6 protein-coding genes are annotated in these 13296 nt (G+C 70.4%); 4 read left to right on the forward strand and 2 right to left on the reverse strand.

What is annotated here, in order from left to right:
- Window positions 1–1280, reverse strand: a 1280-nt coding sequence (locus NBZ85_RS17855) for a lipopolysaccharide biosynthesis protein (protein WP_261562267.1), incomplete at its 3' end; no start/stop codon positions are given.
- 124 nt (window positions 1281–1404) lie between these two features.
- Window positions 1405–2388 carry a glycosyltransferase family 2 protein gene (locus NBZ85_RS17860; protein WP_261556404.1) on the reverse strand — a complete coding sequence of 328 codons (984 nt, stop codon included), beginning with the start codon at window positions 2386–2388 and terminating at the stop codon, window positions 1405–1407.
- Between the two features lie 1782 nt (window positions 2389–4170).
- Between NBZ85_RS17860 and NBZ85_RS17865 the strand changes: the two genes are divergently transcribed.
- The 4 genes from NBZ85_RS17865 to NBZ85_RS34065 all read left to right on the forward strand — a co-directional run bounded on the left by NBZ85_RS17865 (window position 4171) and on the right by NBZ85_RS34065 (window position 13133).
- Window positions 4171–6591 carry a glycosyltransferase family 2 protein gene (locus NBZ85_RS17865; RefSeq protein ID WP_261556400.1) on the forward strand — a complete coding sequence of 807 codons (2421 nt, stop codon included), beginning with the start codon at window positions 4171–4173 and terminating at the stop codon, window positions 6589–6591.
- 83 nt (window positions 6592–6674) lie between these two features.
- A complete protein-coding gene (locus NBZ85_RS17870; RefSeq protein ID WP_261556399.1) occupies window positions 6675–7850 on the forward strand; it encodes an acyltransferase family protein in 1176 nt (391 codons plus the stop codon).
- A 12-nt stretch (window positions 7851–7862) separates the two neighbouring features.
- A complete protein-coding gene (locus tag NBZ85_RS17875; RefSeq protein WP_261556398.1) occupies window positions 7863–10490 on the forward strand; it encodes a GDSL-type esterase/lipase family protein in 2628 nt (875 codons plus the stop codon).
- A gap of 636 nt (window positions 10491–11126) precedes the next feature.
- On the forward strand, window positions 11127–13133 hold the full coding sequence (locus NBZ85_RS34065) for a glycosyltransferase (RefSeq protein WP_498041247.1): 2007 nt from the start codon (window positions 11127–11129) through the stop codon (window positions 13131–13133).
- The last annotated feature ends 163 nt before the right edge of the window (window positions 13134–13296 follow it).

Consider the following 13296-nt stretch of genomic DNA (forward strand, 5'->3'; position numbering starts at 1 on the left):
GACAGGGGCGGCAGGGCCTTGTGCGCGGCCCACAGCGGCCGGACGAGCAGGGCGGCCTCGATGAGCAGAGCGCCGACCCAGGCCGCGCTCAACCCGGCCGTCCCCCCCAGCTGGGCACCGGTGGCGGCCGCGGCGAGCTCGACGACCGCGCCGACGGAACAGATGATCGCCGCCCGACCGGTACGCCCCTGCACCCGGCGAAGCGCCACGTAGTGGTCCTTGATGACGAACGGCAGGCCGGCAAGCACGACGATCCGCAGGGTGGTGACGCCGGCGGTCGCATACGAGTGGCCGAACACGGCCAGGACCAGACCGCCGGCCGGCAGGAGCACCGCGTCGGCCGCGAGGCTCGCGGCCAGGCCGATCGGGATCGTCATGCGCATCCGCCGGATCACCGTCTCCTGATCACCGGCCGCGGCCGCGAACAGGGCGATGGTGATGCTGTACGGCAGCACGAACACGAACCCGGAGACCTGCTGGACGATGGAGAAGTAGCCGTTGTGCTCGGCCGAGATCGTGATCGTGACGATCACGGACAGGAGCTGCATGGGGGCCATCAGCACCAGGTTGAGCACGTGGTGGCTGGCGGCCCGCCGGCCCAGCCCCCGCAGCAGGGTGAGGTCGATGGCAGGCCCGCGCGTTCGGCCTGCGTCGCGTGCTCCGCGCCAGGCGATCAGCGGCAGCGAGGCGACGTTGCCGATCGTCCACGACAGGAAGATCGCCATACCGCCGCCGTGGCCCGTGTGCGCGAGCGCGAGGAGCGCGCCGATCTTCACCGTGCTGGCGACCACGTTGCGTTCGAGCTGGAGGCGGCCGTTGCCGAGGGCCAGCACGGCCTGGTCGAGCACGAGCGTCACGCCCGTCAGCGCGACACCGGCGACGAAACCCAGCGTCGTCCACGGGGACGAGCTGATCGGGCGCAGGTTGTGGGCCGGGATGAGGTGGACCCCCCCCGCGACCACCAGCGCCAGCAAGGTGCTGGCGGCGGCGGTGATGGCGAGGGTCGTGCGCAGGAGCAGCTGGCGGTGGGCCGGGCCGACACTCGGCAACTCGGCGATGAGCAGGGTGCCGAGGCCCAGCATGCCCAGGGTGCCCAGCAGCATCATCAGCGAGACCGCGGCACCGGCGAGGCCGACGGCGCCGATGCTGAACTCGCGCGTGGCCAGGGTCCAGTAGACGAATCCGAGCAGGCTCGTCACGGCCTGGGTGGCGATCAGACTGGCGCTGATGGACGCAACCCGGCCAAGGGCGGGAAGCCGTAGCCGCCGATCAACGCCCATGGCGGGTAGCCTCACTGCCCGCGTCCCGTCCCCGCGCCGGCCGCTGCCGGCGCGGGATCGTCATCCCCGCTGCACCGTGCCCGCCCGTGAGCCGTCGGTCCGGGCGTCACCGTCCGCTGTCTCATCAGGCCGGCGATCCTCCGGCCTGCGCGGTGGAGTTCGACAGCGACCGCTCGCCCTCGGGCCGCCGAACCGGTACCGCGTCGGTTGACGGCTGGACGGGAATCGGCACCGGGACCGGGAGCGGCGTGCTGGGCGCCGCGAAAGTCGCCGCTACGGCCGCCGGCGCGGCAGTCGTGGTGGCGGCTCGGCCGCGGTTGGCCCGGGATGCCGAGCCGCGACGACGCGCCGCCCGGTACTCGACGGCGATCGTCCGCAGGACGCGCAGGCCGTCGGAGGTGGCATTGAGGTTGCTGCGCCCGTGCAGCCGGGACGATTCGAAGGAGGCGATCTCCGCGATGCGCAGCCTCGCGACATGGGCGCGGATGTTGATCAGGGTTTCAATCTCAAATCCGTCGCCCCAGCGCTTGCGGTTACTCTCGGCGGAGTCGGCGGAGTCGGCGGCCTGCCCGTCGTCGAGGCCGAGTACCGGCAGGATTCTGCGCCAGAAGGCGTTGTATCCATAGCAGAGGTCGGTGTACCGGCTGCCGTGCGACCAGTTCGTCAGCAGGTTGAGGGCGCGGTTTCCGGTGGCCCGCAGGCGGGTGATGTCGGTGGAGCCGGCCCCGGCGACGAACCTGCTGCCCTTGACGTAGTCGGCTCCGGCCTCCAGAGCGGCCACGAAGTATGGTATTTCGCCAGGATCCATCGAACCGTCGGCGTCGATCATGACGATGAGATCGCCGGTGGCGGCGTGGAACCCGCAGGCCAGAGCGTTGCCCTTGCCGCGGCGGGTCTGGGTCAGCACCCGTAAGCCCGGCCACAGGGAGCGGGCGACCGCGACGGTGTCGTCGACGGAGCGACCGTCGACCAGGACGATTTCGTGCAGACCCGCGGGCATGCGGCGGGCCAGCCACGGCAGGTTCCTGGCCTCGTTCATGGCCGGAATGATGACGGAGACGCGTGGGCCGGAAGGGCTTAGGTGGACGCGGGGCGCAGGGTGGCGCACTCGCAGGTTCTCGAGGTCCGGACCGTTCGATTCCAGTGATCCGGCGGCATCTGGTTGCGGCATCGCGGTTCCCCCTGCGCTGCGGTAGTTACATTGTGGCAGCTGCGCCACGATCGAAGGCTTGCCAGGGCGGCGGGCGCATGTTGTGGACAGGCAATAAATAGGCGTTCCATACCCGGGCATGGAACGCCGCGGCAGGCACCGAATCGGATGGTCGACAGAGTTCTACCTCGCACTGGTGGAGCCAGCGGCGATGGTGCCGGGCGGACTGGTGACTGCTGCCGTCGGACCGTTATGCGGGCGTCATCGCATTCGCTGAAGCAGAAAGAATACTGCGATGTACAGCTGGACATGCCGGTCCGCACGGAAAGCTCGCGCGACGGTGGTCTGGCGCGGCGTGAAGGTGAACTGGTCGGCTAACCCGATGCCTGGCGGTGTGGCGAAAGATGAACCTGGTCGGGCTGTGCCCCTGCCGTGCCAGCTCCTTACGGCTGACACTTAACCGGAGAGTCGCCCTCCTCTGGGTGGCTGCGCACCACGCCGGTTCCCCCCAAAGAACTGCATGCAAGTCTCTCCCCCATGTGCACAAGTAGAACCCCGACAGCCGGGAGTGTCAAGCGGCTTGGGGGAATGTGCGGACCGTAAAGTTGCTCGGTCGATGGTAACTGGATGTCGAATGGGCGTCACAATTAGATTTAGTGACAGGTTGGCGGGCCCGCGCCACCGGTTGAGCGTCGATCCGCCGCCGCTGGCGAAGTGTCCCAAAGAATGGGAATGGTTCGAGAATGTCCGACTCCGCGGTTTGACAAGTGGATGGGATGTAGTGACGGACGACACATGGGGTGGGACATTGCACCGCCCTGCTGTCCACCGTTGCGCGCGCGGGCATCCATCTCGCCGTAGGGAGAAAATCATCGGGATTCGGCTCGACGCGGACGGGCCGATAGGCCGGGTCGGTCTCGATGCGCGGATGGGCGTCTGCGACGGCGACGGCGTCGACCGGCTCGACGCGCTGACCGCGCGGGTCACGAGATACCGCACGCCGTGGTCCTTCGGGTCGCCGAGGCGCTCGGCGAAGTCGCGGTCGGGAGTGATGGCGAACTGGCCCGCTCGCCGAAGGCCTGCCCGGCGACCGGAGCGACCACCGAGAACGCGCACGCCCCACCGAGGACGGCGACCTGCGCGAGCAGGCGGGCGTCTCGCCGAGCGGGATCGACGCTTCCTGCCGGCCGAGCCCGGGGAGCAGCCGGTCGAACCACATTGTGTACTCGATGCTGAACCAGCTGGTGAGGATGTTCTGGTCGTGATTGAAGTAGGCGAACGTGGCTCTCGCCGTGGCCTCGGGTACGGCCGGCGGGCCAGTTATGTCGATCCGCGACCGTTCCGGTCCAATAATCATGGACGTTATGAGATGTCTTCAATGCGAGTGCGTCAGGCGGGCGGAGAATTTCCTTTACAGGATTCCAGGTGTTGTTGTGATGTGGGTCACAGATGGGCGTCGTTGGTATTGCGGGGCGTATGTGGCGGTGTTCCGGTGCCGTAGGGTCGAAAACAGAGGGACGCGGTACCGCCCCCGCCGATGGGCGCGATCCGCTCCCGGGTAACGCGGCGCGGCCCTGTCGTGGGCGCCGAGTCGGCGACAGCCTGAGGATTCCTGAGGGAACCGTGCAGAGGTCATATCGGGGGAAGATATGTCTGCCTTTTTTTATAATTCTCGTGCAGCGATACCAGCGATACCAGCCACTGAATGGCGGACGTTGGCGATTCGACCGTGGGTTAGTTGTGGACGCTGAGGACGGCGGTGCCGTCGGCCGTCACCGCGTCCGAGCCGTCCACCCGCCGGACGTCGCCGGCGCGGCACCGGCCGGCCTGTGGATTCGCGTCTCCTTACGGCACCGCGACGAGTCGGAGTACCTCGCCGACCTGCTCCAGGATCACGGCCTGGCGGTGCGCGTCGCGCAGCCGGACGAGGACGATCCGACCGTCACCAACGAGATCGTCATCAATCAGGAGCTGGTCGCCGGGCTCATCCCGGCCGCGCGTCGTGCCGACACCCCCCTGCTCTCGCCGGCCGACCGACCGCAGGCACCACGGGTGCCGACGCATGAGCTTGACGCGGTCGCCCGCCGCCTCGTCGCCAGCATCCAGCGCCGGGTCGAACGCAACCGGCGGGGGCTGGCCCATCTCGCCCTCGAGGACGAGGACATCTTTGACGATGTTGCCATCCAGCAGGGCGGCGGTCGGCGGCTGCGCCTGGTCGGACGGGAGGGGGTGCTGGTCTGTCTGCGGGTCAGCGAGCTGGGACGGGTGCGCGAGCGCCTCGGGGCGCAGGCAACCTGGGAGCTGGTCAGCCGGGTCCGCGACGTCACCGTTGCGGAACTGGGCCTGGCCAAGCAGCCGGCTCTGCGCAGCAACGGCGAGCTGCTGTGGGTCCTGCCGGCGGCGCCGGCCGCCCGGGTCCGCAAGCAGCTCGAACAGCTCAACGCCGCGCTGGCGAGCCGGTCCTTCACGGTGAGAGCCGGGGACGCCGAGGAGCATCTGCGCATCACCCCCGCCGTCGGCCTGGTCGGCGTGAGCCGGACGGATCCGGCCGTGCTGATCGGCCGGGCCAGGGCCGCCGCCGTGACCGCGGCCAGCCGGCTCGATCTGGAGCCCTGCACCTGGGAGCCGCCGGGGGAGGGGGCCAGCGCCCAGGGAGAACCGTCCGCCGATGCCGGTGCGACGGGTCGCCAGGGTGGGGCGGGCCGTCAGGGTGCGGCGCCGGGTCGTCAGGGTGCGGCGCCCGCGGGGCGGTCCGCACGTGCACGGGCGGTGGCGGCGGCCTGGCGGGCGGCCGGGCGCGTCATCGGGTCGACCGCCGCGCAGGCCCTGCTCAGCTTCGTCCTCGCGCTCGGCCTGCCCTACCTCTACTACACGCTCACGGCCCAGTTCGGGGTCGACGTCCTCGGCCCCGTCTACGCCTTCATCGTGCTTGCGCTGGTCGGGACCGCCGGGTCGATCTACGTCGAAGGTCTGCTCGCGCTCGACCCGATCCGGCCTCCGGCGCTCCCACCGGGAGATCCGCCGCCGGCCACGGTCATCATCGCCGCGTACCTGCCGAACGAGTCGGCGACGATCATCGACACCCTCGAGGCGTTCCTGCGCATCAACTACGCCGGGCCCCTCCAGGTGATCCTCGCCTACAACACCCCCCATTCGCTGCCGGTCGAGCCCGTGCTGCAGGAAATGGCGCGCGATCATTCCCGGCTGGTGGTGCTCAGGGTGTCCGGCAGCACCTCGAAGGCCCAGAACGTCAACGCCGCCCTCGGAATCGCCACCGGCTACTTCACCGGCGTTTTCGACGCCGACCACCATCCGGCGGCGGACTCGTTGACGCGGGCGTGGCGGTGGCTGTCCGGCTCCTACGACATCGTGCAGGGCCACTGCATTATCCGTAACGGCGGTGCGAGCTGGTTGTCGCGCATGGTCGCGGTGGAATTCGAATCCATGTACGCGGTCGGCCACCCGGGGCGGGCGAAACTGCACGGCTTCGGCATTTTCGGTGGTTCCAACGGCTACTGGCGGACCGACATTCTGCGCCGCGTCCGGATGCGACCCCGCATGCTCACCGAAGACATAGATTCCTCGGTGCGCTCCATCCTCGCCGGTGTTCGCATCGCCTCCGATCCGGCGCTGCTGTCCTTCGAGCTGGCGCCGACCACGCTGCGGGCACTGACCCGCCAACGGCTGCGCTGGGCGCAGGGCTGGTTCCAGGTCTCGCGGAAGTACTTCGGCGCGGCGCTGGCCTCCCCCGCCCTGAACCGCCGGCAGAAGGCCGGGGCCGCCTTCCTGCTCGGCTGGCGCGAGCTCTACCCGTGGATCTCCATCCAGATCTTCCCGCTGCTGGGGTATCTGCTGCTGCACCCGGTTCCCGGGCGGGGCGTGCACTGGGCCATGCCGTTCTTCCTGTTCCTCACCCTGGTCACGACGGGAGTCGGCGTGGCGCAAAGCCTCTTCGCCTACCTGCTCGCCCACCCGGACGTGCGCCGACGCCGGCGATGGTTCCTGGTCTACGCCCTGTTCGCCGGTCTCTTCTACACCGAGTACAAGAACGCCCTGGCCCGAGTGGCCCAGATCAAGGAGATAGGAGGGGAGCGCCAGTGGCGGGTCACCCCGCGCCAGGTGCCCGTGCCCAGCCCGGCCTACCAGCGGGAATCAGCGTGACCGGCCTGCCCACAGCGTTCACGTCGTCAACAGCGTCCACCTCGCCCGCGTCGTCCACGCCCGCGTCGGGGGCGCTGGCGCGCATGGACGACCTTGAGGGATATCGGGGAATCGCCGCTCTGGGGGTCGTGGTCTTCCACGCTTACCAGTTCTGCCGCGAGGGCGCTGGCGGGGACGCGGCCGGCTCGACCCCCGACGGCTACGCGTACGCCGGGACGCCGCTGGGCCATGTGATGCTCAACCTCGACGGCCTCGTCAGCCTGTTCCTCCTGCTGTCGGGCTTCCTGCTCTACGCCCCGGCGGCACGCCAGGTCCTCGCCGGGCGGCGGGTGGGAAGCCCGCGGGTCTTCCTGCTGCGCCGCGCCGTGCGCATCCTGCCGCTGTACTGGTTCGCGACCCTGCTGGTCTGGACCTACCGCAACCCCGACCTGCCCGGCGACTGGCGCGACCTGGTGGAGCACCTCACCTTCACCCAGGTCTTCGACAGCCGCCGCATCTTCTACACCATCGGCCCGGCCTGGTCCCTCTCGGTGGAGATCTTCTTCTACGCCACCGTCGCGCTCATCCTGCTGGCCCTGCGGCGCTGGGATCCCGCCCGGTCCCGCCCGGCGGTCCGGGCGCTGGTCATCGCGACGCCGCCCACCGTGATGCTGATCAGCTCGCTGGTGTACCACTGGTGGGCGCTCGACGTCGCCCACCAGCCGTCGGATCGGTGGGCGATCTGGTTCAACCCCCTGGCCAAGGCGGAGATGTTCGGCATGGGGATGTTCCTCGCCATCGGCCACGCCCGGTGGGGCAGCCAGGCCCTGCGGGCGGTCTGGCTCATCCCCGTCCGGCTCGTGGCGCTGGCCATTCTCGTCTACGGGTGCGCCATCCGGGCCGAGGACGCCCGGACCTCGACCGAGTTCACCATGCTGTCCATGATCGCGTTCTCGCTGCTGCTCGGCAGCTCGCTGTTCGCCCCTCCGCGCGCCTGGTGGCGACGGATCCTCGCGGCGCGCCCCCTGATGTTCGCCGGCACCATCAGCTACAGCGTCTACCTGTGGCACGAACCGATCCTGCTCTACCTCGACACCCACCACCTGCTGAGCCACCATGCGACGGCGTTCCCCTGGGTGGCGCTGCTGCTGGTGGCCGTCTCCGTGCCGTTCGGCTGGTTCAGCTACGTCATCCTCGAAAGGCCCTCCGGCGAGCTGAAGGCGCTGTTCCAGCCGGACGGCCGGCTGCGTTCCTACTACGGTCCCCGGCACGAGGGCTGACGGACGCCCACCATGGCCGAACCGACCCTGCAGCGAACCCCGCAGCTCGGCGCGATCGTGGCCGCGTCCCGGCCGCGGTCCCGCCCGTTTGCGGTTGCCGTGATCGGGCTGCTGTCCGCCGTCGTCGCCGTGTCCATCGTGCTCGGCGTGGTGGGGCCGGACGCGCACCCGCATGCCTCGGTGTGGCTGACCACCGCGGACGGCGTGCGCCACCTGGACCGTCAGCCGGACGTGCGGCTGGCCCCGTCGACCGGTCGGGCCGCGGCCGACGGCGTCCTGCGGGTCGACACGGACCGGCGGTCCCAGGTCATGGAGGGAATCGGTGCCTCGCTGACCGACTCCTCCGCCTACCTGATCGACACGACACTGTCGTCGCGCGAGCGCGGCAGGCTGATGCGCTCCCTGTTCGACCCCGACGCGGGCGCCGGGCTGAGCTTCCTGCGCCAGCCGATCGGCGCCAGCGACTTCTCCCGCGCCGCCGTCACCTACGACGACGTCGGCGCGGGCCAGCGCGACCCGCAACTGCGGCGGTTCAGCGTCGCCTCCGACGAGCAGCACCTGCTGCCCCTGCTGCGGCAGGCCCGCGCACTCAACCCGGACCTGCGGGTGATGGCGACTCCCTGGACCGCACCGGCCTGGATGCGCACCGGCGGCACGCTGGCCGGGGCCGCCGGCGGCCCGCTGCGGCCCGAGTACATCGCCGCCTTCGCCGCCTACCTGACCGCCTACGCCCGTGCCTACGCCGACGCCGGTGTGCCGATCAGCCTGATCTCGCCGCTGAACGAACCGCTGGCGCCGCTCGCGAACCATCCCGGCATGCCGATGACGGCCCAGCAGGAGGCGGCGGTGATCGCCACGCTCGGCCCGGCGCTGCGCGCGGCCGGGCTGAACACCCGGATAGCGATCTCCGATCAGAACTGGGATCTGGGCTCCTACGCCCTGCAGGTCCTCAGCGATCCCGCGGCGGCGCCGTGGATCGCCGGGGTCGCCTCGCACTGCTACGGCGGGGACCCCTCCGCCCAGGCGGTGCTACGCGGCCAGGCGCCGAACCTCGCCCAATACGTCACCGAATGCTCCAGCGGGTCCTGGTCGAAGGGATTCGGCGACAGCCTGCGCTGGAGCGCGCAGAACATGGTGATCGGCGCGACGCGTAATGGTGCTGCCACGGTCAGCTACTGGAACGTGGCGCTGGACGAGACCGGCGGGCCCAAGCTAGGCGGCTGCCCGAGCTGCCGTGGCCTGGTCACGATCGACCGCCGCACCGGGAACGTGCAGTACAGCCCCGAGTACTACGCGCTCGGCCAGCTGGCCAGGATCACCAGGCCGGGTGCCGTCCGGGTGGACACGGCCTCGCCTGGACCCGGCGGGTTGGCAAACGTCGCCTTCGTGAATCCGAACGGCTCGCGCGCGCTGGTCGCCTACAACCCGGGGACGGCCGAGGCAGCGGTCACCGTCGACGACGGTCGGGTGTCGTTCACCGCGAAGGTCCCGGCCGGGGCCATGGCCTCGTTCTCCTGGCCGGGCCCGCGGCTCGCCGCCAGTGCTGGCGGTGCCGCCAGTGCCAGCGGTGCTGGCGGTGGCGGCGGCGAGATCGGTGGGACGCAGAACCGCATCCGGGTGATGCCACTGGGGGACTCGCTCGTCGACGGGTTCGTCACCAGCGGAGGCTGGCGCACCCAGCTGTGGCACCGGCTGGTGCAGAACGACGGTGAGCCGGTCGTGTTCGTCGGCTCCCAGCGCGGCGGCCCCCCCGACCTGGGCGACCAGCGGGAGGAAGGCCATCCCGGCTGGCGCCTCGACGCGCTGCAACGCCAGGCGGCCAGCTGGGTCGGCGCAGCCCAGCCCGATGTCGTCCTGCTCATGGCCGGCACCAACGACATCAACGAGGGGGCCACCGCCGAGCAGGCCGCCGCCAGGCTCGGTGAGCTGCTGCGCACCGTCCTGGCGGCCCGCCCCGGCGTCACCGTGCTGGTGTCGACCCTCGCCCCGATGCACAACGGCCACGACGCCACCTGGGCGGAGTTCAACGCGGCGGTCCCCGGTGTCGTCGCCGCCAGCCGGGCCGCCGGCGCGCGCGTCTCCGTCGTGGACCTGGCCTCCGTGGTCGGCCCCGACCACTACGTCGACGGGTTGCATCCCGACCAGGTCGGCTACAACGCGCTCGGCGACGCCTGGTACGCCGCTGTCAAGCCGGTCGTGCGCCGCCTGCTCGCCGCCTCCGACTCCGCCGCCGTGCCCGGGCTCGGGCCTCGCATGTCGGCGTCGACGGTCGCGGTGAGCGCCTGCTGCACCGACACCGCGCCCGCCCTGGCCGCCGACGGCCTGCCCGGCACCCGCTGGACCAGCGGCTATCCCCAGGAGCCGGGCATGTGGCTACAGGCAGACCTGCGCACCCCGACGCCGGTCAGCGGCGTCGATCTCGACACCGGCCCCAGCGCCGGCGACCAGCCACGTGGCTACGCGGTGCGCGTCTCCCTCGACGGGACCACCTGGCGGACCGTCGCGACCGGCGGCGGCGACGGTCCCCGCACCACGGTCGCCTTTCCCTCGGCCATCGCCCGCTACGTCCGGGTGCAACTCACCGTTGCCGTGAGCGACCACTGGTGGTCGGTGGCCGACATCAAGATCAAGTTAAGCTGACCCGCGTTGCGGTGTCGGCTCTGGTGTCCAGGGGAAGACGCACGGCCAGCGGGGTGCCGGGGTGCCGGGGTGCCGGGGCAATCGACACCAAATAGAATTAGGGCGCAAATACGTCGCCGATCCGTGGCGGTGACGCGTCACACAAAACGACGGCCCGCCGTGAACCTGCGTCGCTGGGCGACAACTGATGGGCGGCCCCGGTGATCGATGTTCGGAGGGAAACGCGCGGTGCCGGCGGCCGAAATCCCATGAGCACAACAGGTTCGCCCCTGGAACGACGTTCGTCGATCGGCCCGGCGCGGCCCGCGTAGCGGGAGTACCGACTCCATCCGATCACTCGATTATTCGGCCGAGAATGATGTCGTCGCGGCTTGTCGCGCCATAGCGCAGGTCGACGGCCCGCGAACCAACATGCTAGCGTCGCTGGCGGACCTAAACGGATCTGCCGCTACTTCTCGTAGGCGGTCAGCGGAGGGTCGGCACGATCGGCGGGATGGCGCCCGGTCGCAAAATTCTGCCCCATTTTCCGGCGATGGCTGCCTTCTTTCTTGCGCACCGACGCATCGGCGTTGTGGCAGGTGATTGCGGTCTTCTTTGAACGTACCCCGGGGGGAAACATTGAGCAGTGCCGACGACATGCCGTCGATCAGCATCATCATCCCGACGTTGAACGAGGCGCGTAATATCGCGCACGTATTTGCCCGGCTTCCCGCCGAGGCCGAGATCATTGTTGTGGACGGTCGTTCGACCGACGATACGATCGAGGTCGCGCGCGCGTTGCGCCCGGACGTCGTCATCGTCCATCAGACGCGGCGCGGTAAGGGTAATGCGCTCGCGTGTGGCTTCGCCGTCGCCTCCGGCGACGTCCTGGTCATGTTGGACGCCGACGGCTCGGCCGATCCGGGCGAGATCGACGCCTTCGTGGCCGCGCTGACCGCGGGGGCGGACTACGCCAAGGGATCCCGGTTCCGGGCCGGTGGCGGCAGCAGCGACATCACCCGCTTCCGCCGGACGGGCAACGCGGCACTGAACCGGCTGGTCAACACCCTGATCGGCAGCGACTACTCGGACCTCTGCTACGGCTACAACGCCTTCTGGCGCCACCGTCTGCCCTTCCTCGGCCTGGATCCGGGCGAGCGTGCGCAGACCACCAGGTGGGGAGACGGCTTCGAGGTCGAGACCCTGATCAACATGCGGGTTTCGCGCGCGGGCCTGCGGGTGGCGGAGGTACCGAGTTTCGAGCATCAGCGGCTGTTCGGCGCCAGCAACCTCAACGCCTTCTCCGACGGGTTGCGGGTGCTGCGCACCATCCTGGCCGAGTCCCGCCGGTCGCGCGGCGGCGCCCCGCGGTCGCCGTGGCGGGCCCGCCACGGCGCCGCCCGGGTTGGCCGGCCGGCCGCCGGGAATCTCGCCGCCAGCCATTCCGCCGCCCACCGCCGCGTGTGCGTGGTCGGCTCCGGCTGGGAATTCGCCTCGGGGATCAGCTACTACACCCACCAGCTGACCCAGGCGTTCGCCCGCCGCGGGGATCTGCTCACCTCCGCCGTTCTGATGCGCCGTCTCCTGCCGGCCCGGTTCTATCCGGGGCGGGCGCGGGCCGGCGATACCTCGATAGTTACCCAGCAGTATCCCGAGGCGGTGCCGCTATTCAACGGGGTTGACTGGTTCTGGGGTTTGACGATGCCGCGAGCGCTGCGATTCGTCGTTCGTGAACGGCCCGACGTGATCGTACTTCAGTGGTGGACCGGAACCGTTCTGCACAGCTACCTTGCGCTCATCGCCGCCGCCCGGCTGTGCGGCGCCCGAGTCGTCGTCGAGTTCCATGAGACGCAGGACACGGGCGAGGCCATCCGGCCCGGTGCCGCGGCTTATGTAAACCGGGTTTTTCCGCGGCTTCTCCGCCGCACGGACGGCGTGGTCGTCCATTCCGAGCATGATGCCGCCGTCGTCCGGGAAAGGTTCGGGCTGCACGACCGCCCGATCGCGGTGATCCCGCACGGTCCCTACGCCCAACATGCGGGAAGCGCGGGCGTGCCGGGACCGCGGCGACACGACCAGATCACCAATCTGCTCTTCTTCGGAACGATTCGCCCCTACAAGGGGCTCGAGGATCTCCTGGCCGCCTTCGAGCTGCTGACCGATGCCGAGGCGGGCCGTTTCCGGCTGACGGTGGTCGGGGAGACCTGGGAGGGCCACACCCTGCCGGCGCGGATGATCGAGGAGTCCCGTCACCGCAACCGGATCGCCTTCGTCAACCGGTACGTCAACGACGTGGAGGTGAACTCCTACTTCGCGAGCGCGGACGCCGTGGTGCTGCCCTACCGCCGCTCGTCGGCGTCCGGTCCCCTGCACGTCACGATGGCGGCGGGGCTGCCGGTCGTCGTCACCGACGTCGGCGGTCTCACCGAGACCGCCGCCCGCTACGACGGCGCCGCCCTCGTTCCGCCGGGCGACGTTCCCGCGCTGCTCTCGGCGCTGCGTGAGCTGCCGGCGCGCTGCGGTCGGCGCTACCTCGACTCGTCGTCCTGGGCCGAGTCGGCCGAGCGTTACCAGGCCCTGTTCGACGAGCTGCTCGGTGCGCCGCGGCGCCCCGAACGGCTCGGGGCCCGGCCGGCGGACCTCGCGGGCACGGCGGCGGCATGACCGCTCCCGAGTCCGGCGGCCCGGAGCGGGAGCCGGCGGTGACGGGCGCCGCCGAGGCACCATGACCAGCGTCAGTACCCCGCGGACCGCGCCGGTCGCCGGTGGGGTCGGGCCGACGGTGGCCTCCCTGGATGCCGCCTCCACCGCCTCCACCGCCTCCACC

Origin of the sequence: Frankia tisae (genome assembly GCF_025403405.1) — a bacterium.
GTDB lineage: Bacteria > Actinomycetota > Actinomycetes > Frankiales > Frankiaceae > Frankia > Frankia tisai.